This window comes from Streptomyces ureilyticus, assembly GCF_011045025.1.
Lineage (GTDB): Bacteria > Actinomycetota > Actinomycetes > Streptomycetales > Streptomycetaceae > Streptomyces > Streptomyces ureilyticus.
In genome coordinates, this window is sequence record NZ_JAAKZX010000042.1 from 18,919 (window position 1) to 42,151 (window position 23,233).

General features: G+C 70.7%; 24 protein-coding genes. 18 read left to right on the plus strand and 6 right to left on the minus strand.

Translation table 11 applies throughout. From position 1 onward, the window contains the following. The first annotated feature begins 7 nt into the window (after nucleotides 1-7). The 12 genes from G6048_RS15910 to G6048_RS15965 all read left to right on the plus strand — a co-directional run bounded on the left by G6048_RS15910 (nucleotide 8) and on the right by G6048_RS15965 (nucleotide 13,349). A complete protein-coding gene (locus tag G6048_RS15910) occupies nucleotides 8-2,089 on the plus strand; it encodes a tetratricopeptide repeat protein (RefSeq protein ID WP_328826085.1) in 2,082 nt (693 codons plus the stop codon). A 148-nt stretch (nucleotides 2,090-2,237) separates the two neighbouring features. Further along, nucleotides 2,238-3,362, plus strand: a complete 1,125-nt coding sequence (ald, locus tag G6048_RS15915) for an alanine dehydrogenase (protein WP_165340184.1) — start codon at nucleotides 2,238-2,240, stop codon at nucleotides 3,360-3,362. 401 nt (nucleotides 3,363-3,763) lie between these two features. After that, nucleotides 3,764-4,900, plus strand: a complete 1,137-nt coding sequence (locus tag G6048_RS15920) for a ParA family protein (RefSeq protein WP_165340185.1) — start codon at nucleotides 3,764-3,766, stop codon at nucleotides 4,898-4,900. After that, nucleotides 4,885-5,496 (plus strand): hypothetical protein, encoded by a 612-nt coding sequence (locus tag G6048_RS15925; RefSeq protein WP_165340186.1) that lies wholly within the window; start codon nucleotides 4,885-4,887, stop codon nucleotides 5,494-5,496. The genes G6048_RS15920 and G6048_RS15925 overlap by 16 nt, the downstream gene beginning before the upstream one ends. A 19-nt stretch (nucleotides 5,497-5,515) precedes the next feature. Continuing rightward, entirely contained in the window at nucleotides 5,516-6,658 is a 1,143-nt protein-coding gene (locus G6048_RS15930) for a segregation and condensation protein A (RefSeq protein WP_165340187.1), read from the plus strand. Next, nucleotides 6,655-7,305, plus strand: a complete 651-nt coding sequence (gene scpB / locus G6048_RS15935) for an SMC-Scp complex subunit ScpB (protein ID WP_165340188.1) — start codon at nucleotides 6,655-6,657, stop codon at nucleotides 7,303-7,305. Before G6048_RS15930 ends, scpB begins: the two co-directional genes overlap by 4 nt. Further along, nucleotides 7,305-8,378, plus strand: a complete 1,074-nt coding sequence (locus G6048_RS15940; protein ID WP_165340189.1) for a pseudouridine synthase — start codon at nucleotides 7,305-7,307, stop codon at nucleotides 8,376-8,378. The genes scpB and G6048_RS15940 overlap by 1 nt, the downstream gene beginning before the upstream one ends. Before the next feature lie 110 nt (nucleotides 8,379-8,488). Next, nucleotides 8,489-9,448, plus strand: a complete 960-nt coding sequence (locus G6048_RS15945; protein ID WP_165340190.1) for a sigma-70 family RNA polymerase sigma factor — start codon at nucleotides 8,489-8,491, stop codon at nucleotides 9,446-9,448. Continuing rightward, nucleotides 9,445-10,029, plus strand: coding sequence for a TIGR03086 family metal-binding protein (locus G6048_RS15950; protein WP_165340191.1), 585 nt, complete (start codon nucleotides 9,445-9,447; stop codon nucleotides 10,027-10,029). The genes G6048_RS15945 and G6048_RS15950 overlap by 4 nt, the downstream gene beginning before the upstream one ends. 26 nt (nucleotides 10,030-10,055) lie before the next feature. After that, on the plus strand, nucleotides 10,056-11,498 hold the full coding sequence (locus G6048_RS15955; protein WP_165340192.1) for an MFS transporter: 1,443 nt from the start codon (nucleotides 10,056-10,058) through the stop codon (nucleotides 11,496-11,498). Between the two features lie 82 nt (nucleotides 11,499-11,580). Continuing rightward, entirely contained in the window at nucleotides 11,581-12,333 is a 753-nt protein-coding gene (locus tag G6048_RS15960) for an NUDIX hydrolase (RefSeq protein WP_165340193.1), read from the plus strand. Further along, nucleotides 12,330-13,349: an ADP-ribosylglycohydrolase family protein gene (locus G6048_RS15965; RefSeq protein WP_165340194.1), complete on the plus strand. Its 1,020-nt coding sequence runs from the start codon at nucleotides 12,330-12,332 to the stop codon at nucleotides 13,347-13,349. Before G6048_RS15960 ends, G6048_RS15965 begins: the two co-directional genes overlap by 4 nt. Here the strand turns inward: G6048_RS15965 and G6048_RS15970 are convergent. Genes G6048_RS15970 through G6048_RS15985 form a run of 4 tightly spaced genes read right to left on the minus strand, consistent with a single transcriptional unit; the run spans nucleotide 13,318 to nucleotide 15,817 of the window. Next, nucleotides 13,318-14,049, minus strand: a complete 732-nt coding sequence (locus tag G6048_RS15970; protein ID WP_165340195.1) for a nucleotidyltransferase domain-containing protein — start codon at nucleotides 14,047-14,049, stop codon at nucleotides 13,318-13,320. The two genes, G6048_RS15965 and G6048_RS15970, sit on opposite strands and share 32 nt — an antisense overlap. A 22-nt stretch (nucleotides 14,050-14,071) precedes the next feature. After that, nucleotides 14,072-14,527 (minus strand): Rieske (2Fe-2S) protein, encoded by a 456-nt coding sequence (locus G6048_RS15975; RefSeq protein ID WP_165340196.1) that lies wholly within the window; start codon nucleotides 14,525-14,527, stop codon nucleotides 14,072-14,074. Beyond that, nucleotides 14,524-15,111, minus strand: coding sequence for a DUF6529 family protein (locus tag G6048_RS15980; protein ID WP_165340197.1), 588 nt, complete (start codon nucleotides 15,109-15,111; stop codon nucleotides 14,524-14,526). Before G6048_RS15980 ends, G6048_RS15975 begins: the two co-directional genes overlap by 4 nt. Nucleotides 15,112-15,157: 46 nt before the next feature. Then, nucleotides 15,158-15,817 carry a hypothetical protein gene (locus G6048_RS15985; protein WP_165340198.1) on the minus strand — a complete coding sequence of 220 codons (660 nt, stop codon included), beginning with the start codon at nucleotides 15,815-15,817 and terminating at the stop codon, nucleotides 15,158-15,160. A gap of 259 nt (nucleotides 15,818-16,076) precedes the next feature. Here G6048_RS15985 and aroH point away from each other — a divergent pair, with 259 nt between their 5' ends. The 5 genes from aroH to der all read left to right on the plus strand — a co-directional run bounded on the left by aroH (nucleotide 16,077) and on the right by der (nucleotide 20,587). Further along, nucleotides 16,077-16,439 carry a chorismate mutase gene (gene aroH / locus G6048_RS15990; protein ID WP_165340199.1) on the plus strand — a complete coding sequence of 121 codons (363 nt, stop codon included), beginning with the start codon at nucleotides 16,077-16,079 and terminating at the stop codon, nucleotides 16,437-16,439. After that, complete coding sequence (locus tag G6048_RS15995) at nucleotides 16,436-17,521, plus strand: prephenate dehydrogenase (protein WP_165340200.1); 1,086 nt, start codon at nucleotides 16,436-16,438, stop codon at nucleotides 17,519-17,521. The genes aroH and G6048_RS15995 overlap by 4 nt, the downstream gene beginning before the upstream one ends. A gap of 149 nt (nucleotides 17,522-17,670) precedes the next feature. After that, nucleotides 17,671-18,366 carry a (d)CMP kinase gene (cmk, locus tag G6048_RS16000; RefSeq protein WP_165340201.1) on the plus strand — a complete coding sequence of 232 codons (696 nt, stop codon included), beginning with the start codon at nucleotides 17,671-17,673 and terminating at the stop codon, nucleotides 18,364-18,366. Between the two features lie 56 nt (nucleotides 18,367-18,422). Next, a complete protein-coding gene (locus G6048_RS16005) occupies nucleotides 18,423-19,040 on the plus strand; it encodes a lysophospholipid acyltransferase family protein (protein ID WP_206341653.1) in 618 nt (205 codons plus the stop codon). A 77-nt stretch (nucleotides 19,041-19,117) separates the two neighbouring features. Further along, complete coding sequence (gene der, locus G6048_RS16010; protein WP_165340203.1) at nucleotides 19,118-20,587, plus strand: ribosome biogenesis GTPase Der; 1,470 nt, start codon at nucleotides 19,118-19,120, stop codon at nucleotides 20,585-20,587. A 109-nt stretch (nucleotides 20,588-20,696) separates the two neighbouring features. On the opposite strand, the gene G6048_RS16015 is transcribed toward der, so the two are convergent. Next, the gene (locus G6048_RS16015) at nucleotides 20,697-20,963 is read right to left on the minus strand and encodes a hypothetical protein (protein ID WP_165340204.1); all 267 of its coding nucleotides are present in this window, start codon (nucleotides 20,961-20,963) and stop codon (nucleotides 20,697-20,699) included. Between the two features lie 252 nt (nucleotides 20,964-21,215). Then, nucleotides 21,216-22,025, minus strand: coding sequence for a hypothetical protein (locus tag G6048_RS16020; RefSeq protein WP_165340205.1), 810 nt, complete (start codon nucleotides 22,023-22,025; stop codon nucleotides 21,216-21,218). A gap of 538 nt (nucleotides 22,026-22,563) precedes the next feature. On the opposite strand from G6048_RS16020, the gene G6048_RS16025 reads away from it, so the two are divergent. Next, nucleotides 22,564-23,184, plus strand: a complete 621-nt coding sequence (locus G6048_RS16025) for a LysM peptidoglycan-binding domain-containing protein (protein ID WP_206341645.1) — start codon at nucleotides 22,564-22,566, stop codon at nucleotides 23,182-23,184. The last annotated feature ends 49 nt before the right edge of the window (nucleotides 23,185-23,233 follow it).

Consider the following 23,233-nt stretch of genomic DNA (forward strand, 5'->3'; position numbering starts at 1 on the left):
GTGGCCCGTGACGGATCAGGCGGTGGACACCGAGGGCACGAAGCCGTTGGCCGGGAAACAGCGCCCGGCTGCCGCCCCTGCTCCCACTGAAGGTCAGTTCCTCGGCCGCACAAGAGAGTTGAAGGAACTGCGGGCCGACATCGAGCGTGCGGGCCTGGACACCCTGGCGGGCCGGAAAGCGCCACGCGCGCGCGTGCTGCTCATCGCGGGCAAACCCGGCTTCGGCCGCACCGCGCTCGCCGAGGAACTCGTACGGCAGGTTGCGGACAGTTACAAGGGCGGTGCTCTGCGGGCCCGCCTCACCGAACCCGACGGCACGCCCGTACCCACCGAGCGCACCGCCCGCGACCTGCTCGCCGCCCTGGAGCTGACCGCCCCGCCCGGAGCCAGTGAGGACGACCTCGTCGAGGCGCTGCGCGAAGCCCTCGCCACCCGCCGGGCCCTGCTCCTGCTCGACGACGCGGCGGACGCGGAACAGGTCGACGCACTTCTCCCCGACACTCCGGAATGCCTGGTCGTCGCCGTTTCCGACGGGCCTCTGACGGGGATCTCCGACGTCCGCCCCTGCACCCTCGGCGGCCTGGACACCAAGTCCGCCGTCGAACTCCTCGGCCGCTACACCGGCTCTGTGCGCATCACCGTCGATCCGCGGGCCGCCGAAGGACTCGTCGAAATCTGCGCGACCCAGCCCGCCGCGCTCGTGCTCGCCGGCGCCTGGCTGGCCCGCCGACCGAAGGCGGCCGTCGCCGATCTCGCCAAGCAGCTGTGCACGGAGGGTGACGGGCGCCCGGCACTCGAGCGCGTCTTCCACCTCGTGTACGCCGAACTGCCCCCGGTCCGCGCGCACATGCTGCGCCTGCTCTCGCTCGCCCCCGCGGGCCTCGTCGACCCGCACACCGCGTCCGCGCTCGCCGGCTGCTCGGTGGGCGTCGCCGAGTCCACCCTCGACGACTTCGCCGGGCTCGGACTCCTGCGGCGCGTCGCATCGCCGCTGCCGCAGTACGAGGTGCCCGGTTGCCTGCTGCCGCTGCTGCGCTCGCTCACCGAGAGCGAGGACCGGCCGGCCGAGTTGCAGCTGGCCCGCGCCCGGATGCTGGAGCGGACCGTACGGCTGCTCGTCTCCTGCCGCGCGATCACCGAGACCGACAGCTCGCCCGCCCGCGAGAAGCTCGCCGGGATGCCCAGCTCCCTGCGCTTCAAGAACCCCCGCGCGGCGGCCGACTGGCTGCGCATCCGGCAGCCCGCGCTGCTGGCCTCCGCGCGGCTCGCGGTCGCCGACGGGGAGCTGGACACCCTTGCGCGCCGTCTGATGGCCGCGCTGGTGCGGGCGATGGTCGCGCACTTCGGTACACGGGCGGCGGCTCCCGAGCTGTACGGCATCCACCAACTCGTCCTCGATGTCGCCGAGCGGCGCAAGCTGCCCCGCGAGAAGGCCGCCGCGCTGCTGAACCTCGGGGACCTGGACGCCCGGACCGGCCGTACAAGTGCGGCGCTCGCCCGCTACCGCGCCGCTCTCGACGCCGGACGGGAGGCGAACGACCCGTATGCGACCGGCCGCGCGATGGAATCCGTAGGTGGAGCGCATCAGGAGCTGGGGGACTTCGACCGGGCCGCCGACTGGTACGGGCGGGCGCTCGCGCAGCGGCTCGCGCGCGACGAGCGCGTGGACGCGGCCCGGCTGCACGGCCGTATCGCCACCGTGCACACCTACGCGGGCCGCTACGACGAGGCGCTGCGCAGCTGGCGCTCGGCGGTCACCGGCCATCGCAGGGACGGTGATGTGGCGGGCGTGGCCAGGGCGTTGAGCGAACTGGCACGGGTGCAGGAGTACGCCGGCCTGACCGAGGAGTCGCTGTGCACCTGCCAGGAGGCGATCGAGTGGGCGCGCCGCGCCCAGGACGTACGACTGCGGGCCGCTCTGCAGCTCCGGTTGGCCGACACGCTGGACCGGCTCGGCGACCCCGTGGCTGCCCGGCTGCACCGCGGCGCGGCCGAGCGCATGCTGGGAAACGAGCTCCCGGAGGACCTGTCCACCAGGGAACACGACGCTAACGCCTACGAAATCCGTAGTACATCCGCAGAAGATTGAAGCATTGAAAGGCTAGACACGGGGAATCCCTTCATTAAACTGGCTGCACCGCGTCCCTGCGTGGTGTCTCCCGGTGTGCTCCCGTGCATCCGGGTATGTCAGGCATCGTCCGGGCAGGCGTTAACCACAACCCCCTGAGCCAAGGACCGTGATCGACGTGAAGGTCGGCATCCCCCGCGAGGTCAAGAACAACGAGTTCCGGGTGGCCATCACCCCCGCCGGAGTGCATGAGCTGGTGCGCCACGGCCACCAGGTCGTCATCGAGCGGGGTGCCGGTGTCGGCTCCTCGATCACGGACGACGAGTTCGTCGCCGCCGGTGCGCGGATCCTCGACACCGCGGACGAGGTGTGGGCCTCCGCCGACCTGCTGCTGAAGGTCAAGGAGCCCATCGCCGAGGAGTACCACCGCCTCCGCAAGGACCAGATCCTCTTCACCTACCTGCACCTGGCCGCGTCCAAGGAGTGCACGGACGCGCTCCTGGAGTCCGGCACCACGGCGATCGCGTACGAAACCGTCGAACTGCCCAGCCGCGCGCTGCCGCTGCTCGCCCCGATGTCCGAGGTCGCGGGCCGGCTCGCCCCGCAAGTCGGTGCCTACCACCTGATGGCCGCGAACGGCGGCCGCGGGGTGCTGCCCGGCGGCGTCCCGGGCGTGCTGGCCGGCCGGGCCGTCGTCATCGGCGGCGGTGTCTCCGGCTGGAACGCCGCGCAGATCGCCATCGGCATGGGCTTCCACGTGACCCTGCTCGACAAGGACATCAACAAGCTCAAGGAAGCCGACAAGATCTTCGGCACGAAGATCCAGACCGTGGTCTCCAACGCCTTCGAACTCGAGAAGGCCTGCCTGGAGGCCGACCTCGTCATCGGCGCCGTGCTCATCCCGGGCGCCAAGGCGCCGAAGCTCGTCACCAACGAGCTCGTCTCCCGGATGAAGCCGGGAAGTGTTCTTGTCGACATCGCGATTGATCAAGGCGGTTGCTTCGAGGACTCGCGACCGACGACCCACGCCGAGCCGGCCTTCCCGGTCCACAACTCGGTCTTCTACTGCGTCGCCAATATGCCCGGAGCTGTGCCCAACACCTCCACGTACGCGCTCACCAACGCCACGCTCCCGTACATCGTGGAGCTCGCGAACCGCGGCTGGGTCGAGGCGCTGCGCCGCGATCCCGCGCTGGCCAAGGGCCTCAACACCCATGACGGCAAGGTGATTTACCGCGAGGTCGCCGAGGCACACGGCTTGGAGCACCGGGAGCTGGAGACCCTGCTCGGCTGAGCCACCCGCGCTCATCTCTCCGCCGGGAAAAGGCGATACGTCAACACGAGTCGTCAACGGCATACATTCGGCCGGACCTTGGGGAACCAGGTCCGGCCGCTGTGTGTCGAGACCCTTTGCGAGACTCGCTCAACTCGCCTCGAACGTAACCCTTCGACCGTTTCGCACACCCGCGAAACCTGCCGTGCGACGGCCTTACGCCCTTGACAGAGGGGTGTTCCGTTGCCGACACATCGGGCCGGGTCCGGCGGATTGTGTTGCTGCGGACCGGTGACACGCCATAGAGTCGCCAACCGTCGGCATGGTGCCACGCTGACCTATCTAGAAGTTTCCTGGTCACCAAGGAGGTAAGACGACTTGTGAATGAGTCGACATTTACTCCCGGGGGTGGTCAACCAGGAATGCCTGCGCAGGGCCCGAGGCCCACGGGGCTCGAGGCTGTCGGCTCCGTAGCTGTGCGCACCTTCGCAGCCCACCAAAGTCCGCACAGTCCGCATAGGGCACAGACAGTCCACCAGAGCATGGATGGCCATCACGTGAACGCCATGGCCGGCAACGGAAGTGGCGAGAACCGCACCCACTTCGCCGACTACGACGACCTGCCCGAAGGGCACTTCTACGACCCCGACGCCGAGTACGAGCCCGATCCGGAGTACGCGGCCACGCTCGCGCCCGACGCGGCACGCCAGCGTCGCGAGCGCATCGGCCCGACCGGGCGCCCGCTGCCGTACTTCCCGATCCCGGGCCCGCTCACCGATCACGGCCCCGCGAAGATCATCGCGATGTGCAACCAGAAGGGCGGCGTCGGCAAGACGACGTCGACCATCAACCTGGGGGCCGCGCTCGCGGAGTACGGACGACGGGTCCTGCTGGTCGACTTCGACCCGCAGGGCGCGCTGTCGGTCGGCCTCGGCGTCAATCCGATGGAGCTCGACCTCACCGTCTACAACCTGCTCATGGAGCGGGGCATGGCGGCCGACGAGGTCCTCCTGAAGACCGCGGTCCCGAACATGGACCTGCTGCCCAGCAACATCGACCTGTCGGCCGCCGAGGTTCAGCTCGTCTCCGAGGTCGCGCGCGAGTCCACGCTGCAGCGGGCGCTCAAGCCGCTGATGGCCGACTACGACTTCATCGTGATCGACTGCCAGCCCTCGCTCGGCCTGCTCACCGTGAACGCCCTCACGGCCGCCCACAAGGTGATCGTGCCGCTGGAGTGCGAGTTCTTCGCCCTCCGTGGTGTGGCGCTGCTGACGGAGACGATCGAGAAGGTCCAGGAGCGCCTCAACCCCGAGCTGGAGCTCGACGGGATCCTCGCCACGATGTACGACTCGCGCACGGTGCACAGCCGTGAGGTGCTCGCGCGGGTTGTCGAGGCGTTCGACGATCACGTCTACCACACGGTCATCGGGCGCACGGTCCGCTTCCCGGAGACCACGGTCGCCGGTGAACCGATCACCACGTACGCCTCCAACTCCGTCGGTGCCGCCGCCTATCGCCAGCTCGCCAGGGAGGTGCTCGCCCGGTGTCACGCCGAGTGAGTCTGCCGGGGGCCGACGAACTGTTCCGTACGACAGGGGGAATGGCGCTCCAGTCGTCCAGCCCCAGGCGCCAGGCCAACGGCCAGGCCAATGGTGAGGCCCGGGTGCCGGCTCCTGCGGGGGAGGGCGATACGGCTGCCTCCGGCTCGGGATCCGGGTCCGGTGCCGGGACCGCGGAGGACGCGCCGCAGGCCGTGCCCGCGCAGGGCGGGGACGGTGACGGGGCCGAGCATGTGGCCGCGGACTCCGAGTCCGCCGATGCCGGGGAGTCCCGTACCCGTGCCGCCGGGGGCGAGCGCTCCGGACGACGGCAGGGGGCGCAGGAAGGTTCTGCCGCCGCCGCTCAGTCGCGTAAGCGGGGGCGGGCTGCCGCGCGGCGGCCCAGTGGGCGGGAGCGGCACGACGAGAAGATCACCGTGTACGTGTCCGCCGAGGAGCTCATGGATCTTGAGCACGCTCGGCTGGTGCTGCGCGGGGAGCACGGGCTTGCGGTGGATCGCGGGCGGATCGTGCGGGAGGCTGTGGCCGTTGTGCTCGCGGATCTTGAGTCCCGGGGGGACGCCAGCATTCTTGTCCGTCGGCTTCGTGGGCGGTAAGCGGTAGCCTGCGACGGCTATGACCTCGAACGACGGTTCCGTCCCCGCAGCTGGCTCCGCCGGGCGTCGGCGTGCGCTGGGGCGGGGGCCGGGGGGTCCGCCATTGCCTCCGGCCGAGGTTGAGGCTTCTGCGCCTCCGGAGGCGGACGAGGCGCCGGTGCCTGCGCCTCCGGCGGAGGTTGAGCCGCCTGCGGCGGAGCCAGACCCGCCTTCGGCGGAGAGCGAGTCTCTGGTTGAGGACGGTTCGTTGGCTGCGGACCGTGGGGCGTTGTGCCCACCCGTTCCGCCCCGCGGAACGACTGCCCACAACGCCAGCGAGCCGGAAGTTGATACCCAGCCCGATGACGGCACCTTCAAAGTTCGGCTGGCCAACTTTGAAGGGCCGTTTGATCTGTTGCTTCAGTTGATCTCGAAGCACAAGCTCGACGTGACCGAGGTGGCGCTTTCCAAGGTCACTGATGAGTTCATGGCGCATATCCGGGCGATGGGGCCGGACTGGGATCTTGATGAGACGACCGAGTTTCTCGTCGTCGCCGCCACCCTGCTCGATCTCAAGGCCGCTCGGCTGCTGCCGTCCGCCGAGGTGGAGGACGAGGCGGATCTGGCGTTGCTCGAGGCGCGGGATCTGTTGTTCGCGAGGCTGTTGCAGTACCGCGCGTACAAACAGATCGCCGAGATCTTCAGCGGGCGGCTCGAGGAGGAGGCCCGTCGGTATCCCCGTACCGTCGGACTGGAGCCGCATCACGCCGAGTTGTTGCCCGAGGTCGTCATCAGCATCGGGGCGGAGGGGTTCGCGAAGCTCGCCGTGAAGGCGATGCAGCCCAAGCCCAAGCCGCAGGTGTACGTCGACCACATCCACGCCCCGCTGGTGAGTGTGCAGGAGCAGGCGGGGATCGTTGTGGCGCGGCTGAGAGAGCTTGGGGAGGCCTCCTTCCGCGTGCTCGTGGAGGACACGGACGACACGCTGACCGTCGTGGCGCGGTTCCTGGCCCTCCTGGAGCTGTATCGCGAGAAGGCCGTCGCGCTCGACCAGGAGGAGGCGCTGGGGGAGTTGCTGGTGCGCTGGACGGGCGGGGACAGCGACGAGGAGCCCAGGGTGACCGACGAGTTCGACAGGCCTCCGGAGCCGGTCCAGGACGAAGCCAAGGAGGAGAAGGCGTGAGCGAGAACACCACCGAGGTCCCGGCGGGGCTGCGTACCGTCGCGGATCTCGACCTCGGGCCCGCCCTGGAGGCCGTACTCATGGTCGTGGACGAACCCGCGACCGAGGAGCACCTCGCGAAGATCCTGGAGCGGCCCCGGCGACAGATCGCGGACGCGCTGCGGGCGCTGGCCGACGAGTACACCGTTCAGGGGCGGGGCTTTGAGCTGCGGCTCGTCGCGGGGGGCTGGCGGTTCTACACCCGGCCCGAGTACGCGGCGGCCGTCGAACGGTTCGTACTGGACGGGCAGCAGGCGCGGCTCACGCAGGCCGCTCTGGAGACGCTGGCGGTCGTGGCGTACCGGCAGCCGGTCAGCCGTTCCCGCGTCTCGGCCGTGCGAGGAGTGAACTGCGACGGTGTGATGCGCACCCTCCTGCAGCGCGGACTGATAGAGGAGGCGGGCGCGGAACCCGAAACAGGTGCGATCCTGTACAGGACGACGAACTACTTCCTGGAGCGGATGGGCCTGCGCGGCCTGGACGAGCTTCCGGAGCTCGCGCCCTTCCTCCCCGAGGCGGAGGCGATCGAGGCCGAGACGCAGGAAGGCGTACCGTCGTTCGATCCGGATGCACCGGACCCCGATGACGACACGACGACGGAAATTTGATGCGAAGCAGCGGCAGCGGCAAGAGCGGTGGCGGGCGCGGTAACTCCCGCGGCGCCGGCAACAACAGGGACCAGAAGCAGGGGCAGGGCCGCCCCCGCAAGCCCCGCCCCGAGGAGCGCCGCTACGACGTGGGCCCCGACGCCAGCAAGGAGGGCCCCAAGTCCGGGCGTGGCGCCTCTGCGCGGGGCGGCGCCAAGGGCGCTCCGAAGAAGGGTCAGCAGGGCGGCGGGCGCGGTCGTACGGCCCCCGCGCGCTCTCGCGAGTTCGAGACGCGGATCGAGGAGCGCAACCGCGACCGGTACGCGGAGAAGAAGGACATCAAGCCCCCGAAGACCTTCCCGGGCGCCGAGCAGGAGGGCGAGCGGCTGCAGAAGGTGCTCGCGCGCGCGGGATACGGTTCGCGGCGCGCCTGTGAGGAGCTGGTCGATCAGGCCCGCGTCGAGGTCAACGGCGAGATCGTGCTCGAGCAGGGGCTGCGCGTCGACCCGGAGAAGGACGAGATCAAGGTCGACGGGCTGACGGTCGCCACGCAGGCGTACCAGTTCTTCGCGCTGAACAAGCCCGCCGGTGTCGTCTCGACGATGGAGGACCCGGAGGGGCGCCAGTGCCTCGGGGACTACGTCACCAACCGTGAGACGCGGCTCTTCCACGTCGGGCGGCTCGACACGGAGACCGAGGGCGTCATCCTGCTCACCAACCACGGCGAGCTGGCCAACCGGCTGACCCACCCCAAGTACGGCGTCAAGAAGACCTACCTCGCGCACATCGTGGGCCCGATCCCGCGCGACCTGGGCAAGCAGCTCAAGGACGGCATCCAGCTGGAGGACGGGTACGCGCGCGCGGACCACTTCCGCGTCGTCCAGCAGACCGGCAAGAACTATCTCGTAGAGGTCACTCTCCACGAGGGCCGCAAGCACATCGTGCGGCGCATGCTCGCTGAGGCGGGCTTCCCGGTCGACAAGCTCGTCCGCGTGGCCTTCGGCCCGATCACGCTCGGCGACCAGAAGTCCGGCTGGCTGCGCCGCCTGTCCAACACGGAGGTCGGGATGCTGATGCAGGAGGTCAACCTCTAGGCCGCTCCCGTACTCGCCACGCTTGACGGCCGGTTCCGGAATTCGTCCGGGGCCGGCCGATGCGTTTTCGCCGCTCCTGGGGTCTGTACCCGTGAGGGAAGGGAGCGGCCATGCATGTGACGACGGATCGCGACGAGTTCGTACGGCTGACGGGGATGTACCGGCGTGAGCTGCTGGCGCACTGCTACCGGATGCTCGGGTCGGTCGACGACGCCGAGGACCTGGTGCAGGAGACGTATCTGCGGGCCTGGCGGTCGTACGACGGATACGAGGGCCGTGCGTCCTTGCGGACCTGGCTCTACCGGATCGCCACGAATACGTGCCTGACGGCGCTGGAGGGACGCGAGCGCCGTCCCCTGCCCACCGGACTCGGCGGGCCGTCAGACGCGCCCGAGGAGCTGCCGAGGACCCCTCCGACGGACATCCCGTGGCTCCAGCCGGTGCCCGACACGCTCGTCGACCCGGCGGCCGTCGTCGCGGCGCGCGGCAGCCTGCGGCTCGCACTCGTCGCGGCGCTGCAGAACCTGCCGCCGCGGCAGCGGATCGTACTCATCCTCAGGGACGTGCTTGCCTGGCGGGCGCACGAGGTGGCCGCCCTGCTCGGGACCACGACGGCGGCGGTGAAAAGCAGCCTCCAACGCGCGCGTGCCCGACTCGACGAGGTGGCGCCGGAGGAGGACCTGCTGGCGGAGCCGGACAGTACGGGCGACCGCGAACTGCTCGACCGGTACGTGGCCGCCTTCGAGCACGCCGACATGGAGGCGCTGCTCGGGCTGCTCCAGGAAGGCGTCGAACTGGAGATGCCGCCCTACCTGGAGTGGTTCAGCGGGAGGAAGGACGTCATGCGGTTCCTGGAGGCGCTCGAGCACGAGAAGGGGGATCTGCGGATGTTCCCCGCGCGGGCGAACGGGCAGCCGGCCGCGGTGGCGTACAGGCGCGGTGCGGACGAGATGTACCGGGCGCACTCCGTGCAGGTGCTCACCGTCGGGGATCGGGGAATCACGCGGATCACCGTCTTCCTGGAACCGGAGTTGGCCGGGCACTTCGGGATGCCGGAGGTTCTGTCGTGAACTCCGGGGAGCTGCTGGAGCGTTCGCTCGCGTACGCGCTGGGTAGCGTCGCCCTCGTGCCCCGTGAGGGGCTGGGGCGGGCCACGCCGTGTGCGCGGTGGGACCTGGGGGACTTGCTCGCTCATCTCGACGACGCGCTCGACGCACTGCACGAGGGGCTGACGGGCGGGCGGATCGGTCTCTTTCCGGGGCCCGCGGGCCGTACGGATCCCGTGTGTGACTTCCGGCGGCGTGCCTGCGCGCTGCTGGGCGCGTGGGTGGCGCTGCCAGGGGAGGAGCGCTCCGTGAGCGTGGGGGACCGGCCGTTGGACGTCCGGGTGATGGCCGCCACCGGCGCCGTCGAGATCGCCGTTCACGGCTGGGACGTGGCGCAGGCCTGCGGGCGGCCGCGGCCGATACCGTCCGCGCTCGCGGCCGAGCTGCTGCCCGTCGCGCGGTGCGTGGTCGGGGACGAGGACCGGGGAGTGCGTTTCGCCGAGCCGGTCGGCGTGCTGCCCCGGGCCGGTGCCTCCGATCGGCTCGTCGCGTTCCTCGGGCGCGATTCCTTTTCGGGGCGGGGCTGGTCTGCCTTCCGTGAGTGACTCTCACGGAAGGGCTTTTATCCCTCATGTCTGACATCGACTCTGACATCGACATCACAGAAACTCTGCTCGCCCCCGCCCGCAAGGCACCGCCGTCCACCGCACCTCCGCGGCGCGTCTGGACGGTGGTCCTTGCGGGACTGGGGGCGCTCCTGTGCGCGCTGGACGTGGTGGTCGTCGCCACCGCGCTGCCCGCACTGCAGGCTGACTTCGGCGCGAGCCTGTCCCAGCTGGAGTGGACGATCAACGCGTACAACCTCGTCTTCGCCTGCCTGACCCTCACCGGTGCGGCGCTCGGCGACCGGTTCGGGCGGCGGCGGATGTACGTCGCCGGGCTCGCCCTCTTCACCCTGGCCTCCGCGTGGGCCGCGCTGGCCGGCGGCGCCGGTGAACTCATCGCCGCACGCGCCGTCCAGGGCGCGGGAGCGGCCGTACTGCTGCCACTCACACTGACCCTGATCAGCGAGGCGTTCCCGGCCGAGAAGCGGGGCGTGGCGATCGGCCTGTGGGGTGGGGTGAGCGGGCTCGGGGTGGCCGCTGGGCCGGTCCTCGGCGGGGCCGTCACGGACGGTCTGTCCTGGCAGTGGATCTTCTGGCTGAACGTGCCCCTGGGGCTCGTGATGCTCCCGCTCGCCGCGATGAAGCTGCGCGAGAGCTATGGCCCACGGCCCCAACTCGACATCGTCGGACTGGTGTTGGCGGCCGTGGGCCTGACCGGGCTCGCCTGGGCGCCGGTGCGGGCGCCGGAGGCCGGCTGGGGGAGTGCCGAGGTGCTGTTCGCCCTGGGTGTCGGAGCCGTGTTCGTGGCGGCCTTCCTCGGCTGGGAGGAGTCGGGGGCGCGGTACCCGATGCTGCCGCTCGCGCACTTCCGGCGGCGCGGCTTCTCCACCGCCAACGGCGCGGTCTTCCTGATGTTCGTGTCGCTGCTCGGCGCGCTGTTCATGATCTCGCAGCTCTTCCAGGTCGGCCTGGGCAACTCCCCGTTGGAGGCGGGCCTGCGGATCCTCGTATGGACGGGTACGCCGCTGCTCGTCGCGCCGGTCGCGGGCGCGCTCGCGGACCGGTTCGGGAACCGGCCCTTCATGCTGACGGGCCTCGTCCTGCAAGCCGTGGGACTCGGGCTGATGGCCTGGCAGGTGGAGCCCGGCGTCGGCTACGACCGCCTGGTCTTGCCGCTGATCATCGCCGGAGTCGGCATCTCCATGGTCTTCCCCACCGTCGCGAACGCCGTGAGCGCGTCGGTGCCGCCCGCCGAGGTGGGCGTCGCGTCGGGCGTCAACAACGCGCTGCGCGAGCTGGGCGGGGTCTTCGGGGTCGCCGTCGCCGCGGCCGTGTTCGTCCAGTACGGGGGCTACGACTCGGCGGAGAGCTTCATCGACGGGTGCGCGCCCGCGCTGTGGGTCTCGGCGGGGGTGTCGGCCGCGGGGGCGGTGGTGGCGTCATTCGCGCCGTCCAAGCACGGGAGTTGACGTCCAAGGACGGGAGTTGAGGGGTTGCCACAGCCCGCCCGCCTCTTTATAGTCCGAGTGACTATTAAGGAGGTGGGTGGGCGTGACCACAGCAAAGGGCAACGCACCCGAAGCTCCCGAGGGGTACGACAAGCACGCCTTCGAGCCCTTCGCCGTCACCGTCGATCTCGCGGTGTTCACGGTCCGGGCGGCCGTACTCCAGGTGCTGCTGATCGAGCGCGGGCAGGAGCCGTACGCGGGCCGCTGGGCGCTGCCCGGCGGTTTCGTCCTGCCCGACGAGTCCGCGGAGACGGCCGCCCGGCGCGAACTCGCCGAGGAGACCGGTCTGTCGGACGTCACCGGGCTGCATCTGGAGCAGCTGCGGACGTACAGCGAGCCGGACCGTGATCCCCGGATGCGGGTCGTCTCCGTCGCGTACGCGGCGCTGCTGCCCGACGCTCCGGAGCCGCACGGTGGCGGAGACGCGGCCCGCGCCCAGTGGCTGCCGTACGACAGGCTCGGACCGCTCGCCTTCGACCACGACCGGATCCTCGCCGACGCCCACGAACGGGTCGGCGCCAAGCTCGAGTACACCTGTCTCGCCACGGCCTTCTGCCCGCCCGAGTTCACGCTCGGGGAGCTTCAGCAGGTCTACGAGACGGTGTGGGGGACGGTCCTGGACCGGCCCAACTTCCGGCGCAAGGTCCTTGCCACGCCCGGCTTCGTCGAACTGATCCCCGGCGCGGCGCGCCTGACCGGCGGCCGGGGCAAGCCGGCGGCGCTGTACCGGGCGGGCGCGGCCGCCGCCCTCCACCCACCGCTGCTTCGACCGTCCCGGGAAGGACGCCCCATATGACCACCACCGTGAGGAAGCAAGCCGCCACCGGAGCGCTCAACGGGCTCGCGCTCGGGGACGCGCTCGGCTACCCGACCGAGTTCAATGACGTGCCGTCGATCCTCGCCAAGTACGGGCCGTGGCGGGAGATGGAGCTGCCGACGCCGGCGCTCGTCACCGACGACACGCAGATGACGCTGGCGTTGGGGCGAGGGTTGCGGGCGGTGATGGACCGCGGGGTGCTCGAACCCGAGGCGATGGCCGAGGCCGTACGCCAGGAGTTCATCGCCTGGAACCGTTCCCCGGAGAACAACCGCGCCCCGGGCAACACCTGTCTCAGGGCCTGCGGTCTGCTGGAGCGCCCGGACCGACCCTGGCAGGACGCCAGCCAGATCCACTCCAAGGGCTGCGGCGCCAACATGCGCGTCGCGCCCATCGGGCTGATCCCCGGACTGAGCGACGAACAACGCGCCGGAGCCGCGCAGTTGCAGGCCGCGCTCACCCACGGCCACCCCACGGCGCTGGCCGCGTCCGACCTCACCGCGCATGCCGTGCGCCTCCTCGCGCAGGGCACCGAGCCGACCGGCCTCGTCGGACTGCTGCGTTCGTACGCCTACGAGAACCGCACCCGCTACCACGATCACTGGCTCGGCGACCTGTGGACGCGCAGCCAGGACCCGACGCCGACGCACTTCATCGCGCGGGGCTGGGACGAGTGCCTGGAGATCCTGGACCGGCTGCAGAAAGCCGTGCGCTCACCCTCGCCGGAGACGGACCCGTGCCTGGCCACCGGCGAGGGCTGGATCGCGGAGGAAGCCCTCGCCACCGGCCTGCTCTGCTTCCTGCTCTTCCTCGACGAACCACTCACGGCCCTGCGCCGAGCCGCCTGCACCTCGGGCGACTCCGACTCGATCGCCTGCCTGGCGGGCGCGTTCGCCGGGGCGTACGTCGGCGCGGACGCTTGGCCTGCGGAGTGGGCCGACCGGATCGAGTACCGGGGGGACCTCATGGCCCTGGGAGCGCTCTGGGACGCATGATCTCCTCGTCCGGGAGCGGTCGGCGGGCCGAGGCGCGGCGGACCCGGATCAGGAAGTCCTCGACCCTGGCCCGGTCCGGCTCGGGCGGAAGCGGACTGCGGGCGGCCGCCTCGTCCGCTTCAGTCGCGAGGCGGGCCATGCGGACCTCGACGACCGGCCACGGCACCTCACCGCGTTTCACCGCGAGCAGAGGTTCCCGCTGGTCGCCGACGTCGACGGCGAGCGCGCCCGTGCGCAGCAGGTCGCGGCAACTCGTCAGGAGGCGCAGCAAGTGCATGGCGTGCTTCCAGCGCGGCGCGCCCTGCGTGCGAACGTCCGCTTCCAGCTTTTTGCGCTGGCCCAGTGCGTAGCGCGCGAAGGTGTCGTGCGCCTGGCGGGAGAGGAACGCCTCGCGCAGGGCGAGGAGTTCGCGGCCCGTGTCGTCCGCGTGCGTGACGAGCGGGGAGTGCAGGCATTCCAGGATGTTCGGATTGGCGCGCAGGGCCAGTGCGCAGAAGCGCTCCAGCTCCCAGCTGAACTGTTCGTCCGCGGGACCGTCGACGTGGGTCGGTGGTTTCTCGAAGCTCCAGAAGAGCGGGGTGGGGGCCAGAAACACACCCCGGACGTCGGTGTCACTGGCGTCGGTGGCCAGACCGAAGGCGCGGGAGCCCATGACGCAGGAGTAGATCGTGTGATCGCGCACCAGGTCCTCGGGGCTCATGCGGACGAGCGTAGGGTCCGGATCACGCCAGGCGAATCGAATTTCCCGTGACCGCGATCTTCTCCTCGGGGAGGGGTCTCGTCGCGGGGCCGTCGGCCACCGAGGCGTCGGCCACGCGGAACTTGCTGCCGTGGCAGGTGCAGTTGATGGTGCCGTCCGAGACGTTGGCGACCGTGCAGCGCTGGTGGGTGCAGATGGCCGAGAAGGCCTTGAACTCGCCCTGTTCGGGCTGCGTGACGACGACCTGCTCGTCCTTGAAGATCTTGCCGCCGCCTACCGGGATGTCGGTCGTCTTGGCCAGTTCCTCGCCGGCCGGGGCCTCACCGGGGGACTCGCCGGACGTCGGCTCCTTTTGAGTCGGCGACTCCGTCTCGCCGCCGCCGTTCTCGTTTCCGTACTCGCTGCACCCCGCGAGCAGGGCAGCCGCGCCGGCCGCGCCCGCCGCGAGGACCGTGCGACGCGTCGCGCTGATCGTCATGTCGTCACTCCGAAGGTGCGGAAGAACCAGAGGGCGGAGGTCAGCCAGACCACTGTGAGTGCGGCGAAGACGAGCCCGCCCACGATGGGCAGCAGCCAACCGGGCAGTCGCTCCGAGCGAAGGAGCAGCATCTTGGCGCTGAAGGCACCGAAGAAGAAGCACCCCAACAGCGAATGCCACAATACGCGCGGTTCATATGTTTGGTAGCCCAAAGCGTACAAACAGTGCACGGCGACCGGTACCGCGGCCAGGAACGCGACCCGCCCCGACCAGCGGTGCAGCACCCCTGCCCAGCTCGGCCCCGGCAGCTTCCCGTACACCATGAGCGCCGAGACGAACTGCACCACCGCGAAGCCCATCGCGCCCGTGGCCAGCCAGGACTTGACGGCGCCCGTGCTGCTGAACCCGGCCAGGTTGAAGGCCGTGCCCGCCGGTTCGTGCACCTTGCCGTACGCGCCGAGGGCGAGGGCGACCGCCCCGGCGACCAGGGCCGGGACGAGGTAGCCGACGGCTTGCTGGCGGCGACCGCGGGCCGGTTCGGGTGAGGGGAAGTCCTGGGTGGCGGCGTTCGGGTCGACGGTCATGGTCGGCTCCCTGCGGTCAGGGCTGAGGCCAGGGCTGAACGGAGGTCTACGGCTGCACGGGGCGCGCGGTGAGCTGCTGTCCGTCGACCGTCACGGCGCCGGTCTCGGGGTCGATACGGGGCGCGGCCGAGGGCGTGCCGTCGCGTTTGACGATGCCGACCTGCTGACCGTCCGGCAGCACGATCCAGCCGCCGTCGATCTCGGCGCCGCGTACGGATTCGGTGGCCCGGTACAGGCCAGAGGGCTTGAGCGCCTTGTCGGCGGTGAACCCGTACTCCTGCTGCCCCATGTCCACCGTGCCGCTGATCCGGCCGCCCTTCAGCTCGCCGTTCAGCACGCCGCCCTGCTTACTGGTCAGGCGCATGCTGCCGTCGGCCTTGACGTCGCCCTTCAGCCAGGACTCCTGGTCCCGGCCGTCGCAGAAGTACGCGATCGCCTTGCCGTCGCGCAGCGAGACGGCGACCGCGGAGGAGTCGTCGTCCGTACGGCCCGCGTAGTCGGCGTTGCCCGGTGCGCTCGGCGACGGGCTCGGTGACGCGGTCGTCTTCGTCGGCTCGGGCTCCGGGCTCGGCGACACCTTCGTGGCGGGTGTCTCGCCTCCGCCCGACGCGGTGGGGCTCGTCCCTGTCGTCGCGTTGAGCGACAGCATCACCAGGGCCAGCAGGAGTCCCCCGAGTAGCGTGAAAAGTGGTCCGGAGCGCTTCATTTGTGCCTCCCCCGAGGCGTCGCGGACTGCGGTTCCATGCAAGCGGACGTGACGGGTGGCGTCCATAGGCGGACCCAGACGGTTTCACTCCGAGTGGCGGGAACGAATGGTTCCGTAACAATGACAAGAGCTTTGGCCGTGCCCGTGACAAGGGGATCGCCCCTTGTCTCGGCAGGCGGGCGCCGCGTACCCGTGCACCACGGGCTGACTACGCTGGATGGGCACACAGCCGATACGTACATCAGCGAGGAGCGACACCGTGGCGGTACGAGCGGTCCGCGGCGCCGTCCAACTGGAGCGGGACGAGGCCGGGCACATGGACGAGCAGGTCAGTGAGCTGCTCACCGCCATCCTGGAGCGGAACTCTCTGACCACCGAGGACCTCATCAGCATCTGGTTCACGGCGACGCCCGACCTGCACAGCGACTTTCCGGCCGCCGCCGCGCGCAAGCTCGGCATCGCCGACGTACCGCTGATCTGCGCACAGGAGCTGGACATCGAGGGCGCCATGCCCCGGGTCGTACGCGTCCTCGCGCACATCGAGTCCGATCTGCCGCGCTCCGACATCGCGCATGTCTACCTCGGCGCCGCGGCCGCGCTCCGCAAGGACATCGCCCAGTGAGGACCGCACTCGTCATCGGTACGGGGCTCATCGGCACGTCCGCGGCGCTGGCCCTGGTGGGGCGTGGCGTCGTCGTGCACCTCGCCGACCACGACCCGGAGCAGGCCCGTACGGCCGCCGCGCTCGGCGCGGGCATGGACGAGGAGCCCCGGGGCCCCGTCGACCTCGCGATCGTGGCGGCGCCGCCCGCACACGTGGCCGCGACGCTCGCCGACGCCATGCGGCGCGGGGTCGCGCGCGGCTACCTGGACGTGGCCAGCGTCAAGGGCGGGCCGCGCCGCGAGCTGGAGTCGCTGGGCCTCGACCTCTCCGCGTACATCGGTTCCCATCCCATGTCGGGCCGTGAGAAGTCGGGCCCGCTGGCCGCGACCGGGGACCTCTTCGAGGGGCGCCCCTGGGTGCTGACGCCGACCCGGGACACCGACACCGACGTGCTCAACCTGGCGCTGGAGTTGGTGTCGCACTGCCGTGCCGTGCCCGTCGTCATGGACGCCGACGCCCACGACCGCGCGGTCGCCCTGGTCTCCCACATGCCCCACCTGGTGTCCAGCATGGTCGCCGCGCGTCTGGAGAACGCCGAGGAGGCAGCCGTACGCCTCTGTGGCCAGGGCATCCGTGACGTCACGCGCATCGCGGCCTCCGACCCCCGGATGTGGATCGACATCCTGTCCGCGAACCCGGGCCCGGTCGCCGACCTCCTCGCGGACGTCTCCGCCGACCTGGACGAAACGGTGCAGGCCCTGCGCGCCCTCCAGTCCTCCGACGAGGCCAAGCGCCGCGAGGGCGCCACCGGCATCGAGGACGTCCTGCGCCGCGGCAACGTCGGCCAGGTCCGCGTCCCGGGCAAACACGGCGCCGCCCCCACGGTGTACGAGAGCGTCGTCGTCCTCATCAACGACCAGCCCGGCCAACTGGCCCGCATCTTCGCGGACGCGGGCGCCGCGGGCGTCAACATCGAGGACGTACGCATCGAGCACGCGACCGGGCAGCAGGCGGGCCTGGTGGAGCTGATGGTGAAGCCGACTGTGGCGCCGGTGCTGACGGCGGCGTTGCGGGAGCGGGGCTGGGCGATCCGGCAGTAGCGGTAGGGGTCGCCGTAGCCGCACCGAAGCTCGTAGGGCGGGCCGCCCGGAGGCCAGTAATACCGGGCTCGGGGAGACAGTAACCTTGTGCGGGGCGCGATCGTGCCCCTGCCAGCCCACCACCCCGTACCAGGAAGGTGCCCGCACCCGTGGAAACCAGCGCCGCCCGGACCGCTCCGGCAGTGATCGTCGCCATTGACGGCCCCTCCGGCACGGGCAAGTCGAGCACCTCCAAGGCCGTCGCGGCCCAGCTCGGTCTGAGCTACCTCGACACCGGCGCCCAGTACCGGGCGATCACCTGGTGGATGGTGAACAACGGCATAGACGTCAGCGACCCCTCCGCTATCGCCGCCGTGGCCGCGAAGCCCGAGATCGTGTCGGGTACGGACCCCTCGGCGCCCACCATCACGGTGGACGGCACGGATGTCTCGGGCCCGATCCGCACCCAGGAGGTCACCTCCAAGGTCAGCGCGGTCAGTGCCGTGCCCGAGGTGCGCGCCCGGATCACCGAGCTGCAGCGCTCGGTCGCCGCGTCGGCCGAGGGGGGCATCGTGGTCGAGGGCCGGGACATCGGGACCACCGTCCTGCCCGACGCCGACCTGAAGATCTTCCTCACGGCGTCCCCGGAGGCCCGCGCCGCCCGCCGCAGCGGCGAGCTCAAGGGCGCCGACCTGCACACGACCCGCGAGGCCCTGCTGAAGCGGGACGCGGCCGACTCCACCCGTAAGACCTCGCCGCTCGCCAAGGCGGACGACGCGGTCGAGGTGGACACCTCCGACCTCACGCTCCAGCAGGTCATCGAGTGCGTCGTCACCCTCGTCGAGGAGAAGCGGGCAGCGAAGTGACCGAGCCACCTTCGGCACGCGGTGCCGAGGTCGGGAGGCGCATCGGCGTCGGCCTGATGTACGGGCTGTGGAAGCCGCGCGTCCTGGGCGCCTGGAAGGTCCCCGCGACCGGCCCGGTGATCCTCGCCCCCAACCACTCCCACAACATCGACGGCCCGATGGTCATCGGCGTGGCACCCCGGCCATCGCATTTCCTGGTCAAGAAGGAGGCGTTCGTCGGCCCGCTCGGCCCCTTCATGCACGCCGTCGGCCAGCTGAAAGTGGACCGCTCGACCGCCGACCGCACCGCCATCACCCAGGCCCTCGGCGTCCTGGAGAACGGCGGAGTCCTCGGCATCTTCCCCGAGGGCAGCCGCGGCGAGGGCGACTTCGCCGCACTGCGCGCCGGACTCGCCTACTTCGCCGTACGCAGCGGAGCGCCGGTCGTTCCGGTCGCCGTCCTGGGAAGTACGGAGCGGCGCGGACGGTTGATAAAGGGGCTGCCTCCGCTGCGCAGCCGCGTAGACGTCGTCTTCGGCGACCCTTTCGAAGCGGGCGACGGCAGCGGGCGGCGTACGCGCAAGGCGCTCGACGAGGCGACCGAGCGCATCCAGAAGCAGCTCGCCGCCCACCTGGAAGACGCCAGGCGCCTCACCGGACGCCTGGAAAACGCCCGGCGTCCCAGCACGCACTAGGCGACACTTGAGTAGTGGATCACCCAGATTCAGGGGGTTCCACCGATCACCACGATGAACGACGAGGTACGGACTTCATGAACGACCACATCCAGCCCGACGGCTCGGAGCACGAGCACGGGGCACTTGGCGATGCCGAGTTCGCGGAGTTCATGGAGCTCGCCGCGGAAGAGGGCTTCGACGTCGAGGACGTCGAGGGCGCGATCGAGGCGGCCGGCCACGGCCCGCTCCCGGTCCTCGCCGTCATCGGCCGCCCGAATGTCGGCAAGTCGACCCTGGTGAACCGCATCATCGGCCGCCGGGAGGCGGTCGTCGAGGACAAGCCCGGCGTCACCCGCGACCGCGTCACGTACGAGGCCGAGTGGGCGGGCCGCCGCTTCAAGGTCGTCGACACCGGCGGCTGGGAGCAGGACGTCCTCGGCATCGACGCGTCCGTGGCCGCGCAGGCCGAGTACGCGATCGACGCGGCCGACGCCGTCGTCTTCGTCGTGGACGCCAAGGTCGGCGCGACCGACACCGACGAGGCGGTCGTCCGGCTGCTGCGCAAGGCCGGCAAGCCCGTCGTGCTGTGCGCCAACAAGGTCGACGGCCCGAGCGGTGAGGCCGACGCGGCGTACCTGTGGTCCCTCGGCCTCGGCGAGCCGCACCCCGTCTCCGCCCTGCACGGCCGCGGCACCGGCGACATGCTGGACGCCGTCCTTGAGGCGCTGCCGGACGCCCCGGCGCAGACCTTCGGCGTCGGTGTCGGCGGACCGCGCCGTATCGCCCTCATCGGCCGCCCGAATGTCGGCAAGTCGTCTCTGCTCAACAAGGTGGCGAACGAGGAGCGCGTGGTCGTCAACGAGGTCGCGGGCACCACCCGTGACCCGGTCGACGAACTCATCGAACTCGGCGGAGTCACCTGGAAGTTCGTGGACACGGCGGGCATCCGCAAGCGCGTCCACCTCCAGCAGGGCGCCGACTACTACGCCTCGCTGCGCACGGCCGCCGCCGTGGAGAAGGCGGAGCTCGCGGTGATCCTCATCGACGCCTCCGAGTCCATCTCCGTCCAGGACCAGCGCATCGTGACGATGGCCGTGGAGGCGGGCCGCGCGATCGTCGTCGCCTTCAACAAGTGGGACACCCTCGACGAGGAGCGCCGCTACTACCTGGAGCGGGAGATCGAGACCGAGCTCGCCCAGGTGGCGTGGGCGCCGCGCGTCAACGTCTCGGCGCGCACGGGCCGCCACATGGAGAAGCTGGTCCCGGCCATCGAGACCGCGCTGGCCGGCTGGGAGACCCGGGTCCCGACAGGCCGGCTGAACGCCTTCCTCGGCGAGCTGGTCGCCTCACACCCGCACCCGATCCGGGGCGGCAAGCAGCCCCGCATTCTGTTCGGCACGCAGGCGGGCACAAAGCCCCCGCGGTTCGTGCTCTTCTCGTCCGGCTTCATCGAGCACGGCTACCGGCGCTTCGTCGAGCGCCGCCTGCGCGAGGAGTTCGGCTTCGAGGGGACGCCGATCCATATCTCCGTAAGGGTGCGCGAGAAGCGCGGCAAGAAGAAGTAACGGGCGCCTGCTGCGAGTTGAGCGCGTGGAAAGGGCCCCCTGCTGATGCAGGGGGCCCTTTCCGTACGTGCGAGATGCTCCGTATGTGCGAGATGTACGAGCAGCCGCGTCAGCGTTCCTTACGTGGCCAGGGCGGCAGCGCCGGGATCAGCCCCGAGGCGTGCTGCCGCGCGACCGGCTGCCAGATGCCGGTGCCGCGGCTGCGTGAGGCCGGACGTCCGCTCGCGTTCTGCACGGTCCCGAAGGCGGTGAAGCCCAGCTCCTCCTCGCCGCTGCGATCGCCCGGCAGGGCACGGAAGGACCGGCGGAACTCCGCGTAGAGCGCGTCGTAGATCGGCGTGGCCGAATGACCGGAGGAGTCCTGCGCCGGCCGCATGGCCGGGATCGGAGCGGTGTACGGCAGGCGGCGAGGGGAGTCGTAGGTGTGCACGTACGTGCCAACGACCCCGGGCCGCTAACGGTGCGGGGCTGTGACATATGCGGCTACGCCGCGATGGGGGTCCCCCCGCTCTGGGGGCCCCCCAGGCCCTTAAGGCACTGGGGGAGAAGCCGAGAGCGGGGGAGCGACCAGCCCCAACAGACCCGCAGTTGACCCACCGGTCTCAATACCCCGAGCCCAGCGGAGCGTTCACGTTCCAGCAAGCGGCATCGCGCAAGCCACCAGCTTCCCGTTCGCCGCCGCCTTGTCGAGGGCCTCGCGGAGCAGGTCCTCGCGGGGCTGGCGGCCGATCGAGCCGGCGGGGGCCGCGAACAGCAGCACCTGCTGGTGCTTGTTGGCGGCCTGCCGCCAGCTGTCGGTGACCTGGAGCGGCTGGTGGGCCTGCCACCAGGCGACGGGCGAGCCGCCACCGGTGCCGGGCTGCAGGACCGCGTGCAGCTGGCCCATGGCGAGCAGCACGGACCAGCCGTGCAGCACGCGCGGCACCTCGGTCAGCTGGGGCAGCGGCATGAAACCCTGCTCGATGAGGAGCGGCAGGAAGTCGTCACCGCCGCCTCCCGCCCCGGGGCGCGCGATGGGCCCGGTCGGCTCGACCACGAGCGCGGGGTGCAACTCGCCGCCGAGCAGGACGAGTCCGCTGGTGACGCCGAGGACGGCCTGCTCCGGCAGGACCTCGGAGGGGCGCTCGTGCCCGGTGACCGAGTCCTGCCCCGTGATCGAGTCCTGTCCGGTGATCGAGCGGACGGCTCCCTGCAGCTGCTCCTCGGTGACCTGGACGACCTGCGAGGGCAGGCAGGTGGCGTGGGCGAAGGCGAGGACGGCGGTCTCCTCGCCGATGAACAGGACGGTGCTGGTGCGCTCCTGTTCCGAGTCGCCCGGGGTGCGGCAGGACGTGCAGTCGTAACTGCCCGGGGCGTTCTCTCCGGCGAGCAGCCGGTCGGCTTCTTCGTCGCCGATCTCGGCGCGTACGTCGTCGCTGACGTCGAGCATGCGCGGCACGGGTGGCTCCTCGGGATGCGGTGCGTGCGTCGCCGGGCGGCTCCCGGCTCATGAAGCGGGAGGGTTCCCGGTTCATGAAGAAGACAACGGACGATCTGTGGCCGGAGTCACGCCCGGGAGCGAACGGAATCGCACCATCCTGCGCGCACGGTGAATCCGGCTGCGGAATCTGCTACTCCATGCCAACTCCTCGGAAATCCAAGGAAGTTGATTCGGTGAGGTGAGTCACAGATCGTCAGGAGACAGGGTAGACAAATCCGGATATCGGCGAATGAAGTGGGTGGCTGGAATTCGCCGATACTGCTGGTAACGGCGAACTGGCCTGGAATGACAAGGATTTGGTTGATATAGGGCCGCGCACCTCCATAGATTCCTCGGCCGTGTGCAACGAGCACCGCTCGGGTACGTCCGCCGGCCGCACCACAGCCAGCTCGAAGCACCACCGTCGGCGGACGGGGCGGACCGGAGCAACCGCGGCCAAAGGGCGGCGAGTTCCGTCCCGCCTTGGGGGACCCCGAGTCCTTCGAGAGGGAACTACATGTCCGATTGTGCCGACACCACTCGCAAGGTACGTACGACCGCGGTCTTCGCCGGGGCGGCCCTGCTCGCCCCCCTCGGACTGCTCGCCGCCGGCAGCAACGCCGCGGCGGCGGACAGCGGAGTGTGGGACCGCATCGCCCAGTGCGAGAGCGGCAACAACTGGCACATCAACACCGGTAACGGCTACTACGGAGGACTCCAGTTCTCCGCGGCCACCTGGCGCGCGTACGGCGGCACGGCCTACGCGTCGACCGCCGACAAGGCCTCCAAGGCGCAGCAGATCGCTGTGGCCACCAAGGTGCAGCGCGCGCAGGGCTGGGGCGCCTGGCCCACCTGCTCCTCGCGGGCCGGCGCGTCCGGCAGCGCGCCCGCCGCCCCCACGCCCGGCACCAAGGCCGCCCCGTCCAAGCCCGCGAAGCCGTCGAAGGCGCCGGCCCGCTCGACCAGCCACCCCGGCCGCGACGCGTCCCGCGGCGACTACACCGTCCGCGCCGGCGACACGCTGAGCGCCATAGCCGCGCGGCACGGGACCACCTGGGAGCGGATCTTCGCCGCCAACAGGGCCGCCATCGGCACCGATCCCAACATGATCGTCCCCGGGCAGCGGCTCAATCTCTGAGCCCTCTGCTCCCCCTGCCCTCGGGGCATCGGGCCCCATCCGGTCCTCC

Bases quoted from the DNA above. Each gene is read 5' to 3' on its own strand.
- G6048_RS15920 (WP_165340185.1), top strand. From the start codon at position 3,764: ATGCCTGCGCAGGGCCCGAGGCCCACGGGGCTCGAGGCTGTCGGCTCC.
- G6048_RS15930 (WP_165340187.1), top strand. From the start codon at position 5,516: ATGACCTCGAACGACGGTTCCGTCCCCGCAGCTGGCTCCGCCGGGCGT.
- G6048_RS15940 (WP_165340189.1), top strand. From the start codon at position 7,305: ATGCGAAGCAGCGGCAGCGGCAAGAGCGGTGGCGGGCGCGGTAACTCC.
- G6048_RS15945 (WP_165340190.1), top strand. From the start codon at position 8,489: ATGCATGTGACGACGGATCGCGACGAGTTCGTACGGCTGACGGGGATG.
- G6048_RS15955 (WP_165340192.1), top strand. From the start codon at position 10,056: ATGTCTGACATCGACTCTGACATCGACATCACAGAAACTCTGCTCGCC.
- G6048_RS15965 (WP_165340194.1), top strand. From the start codon at position 12,330: ATGACCACCACCGTGAGGAAGCAAGCCGCCACCGGAGCGCTCAACGGG.
- G6048_RS15970 (WP_165340195.1), bottom strand. From the start codon at position 14,049: ATGAGCCCCGAGGACCTGGTGCGCGATCACACGATCTACTCCTGCGTC.
- G6048_RS15975 (WP_165340196.1), bottom strand. From the start codon at position 14,527: ATGACGATCAGCGCGACGCGTCGCACGGTCCTCGCGGCGGGCGCGGCC.
- G6048_RS15980 (WP_165340197.1), bottom strand. From the start codon at position 15,111: ATGACCGTCGACCCGAACGCCGCCACCCAGGACTTCCCCTCACCCGAA.
- G6048_RS15985 (WP_165340198.1), bottom strand. From the start codon at position 15,817: ATGAAGCGCTCCGGACCACTTTTCACGCTACTCGGGGGACTCCTGCTG.
- G6048_RS16005 (WP_206341653.1), top strand. From the start codon at position 18,423: ATGTACGGGCTGTGGAAGCCGCGCGTCCTGGGCGCCTGGAAGGTCCCC.
- der (WP_165340203.1), top strand. From the start codon at position 19,118: ATGAACGACCACATCCAGCCCGACGGCTCGGAGCACGAGCACGGGGCA.
- G6048_RS16015 (WP_165340204.1), bottom strand. From the start codon at position 20,963: ATGCGGCCGGCGCAGGACTCCTCCGGTCATTCGGCCACGCCGATCTAC.
- G6048_RS16025 (WP_206341645.1), top strand. From the start codon at position 22,564: ATGTCCGATTGTGCCGACACCACTCGCAAGGTACGTACGACCGCGGTC.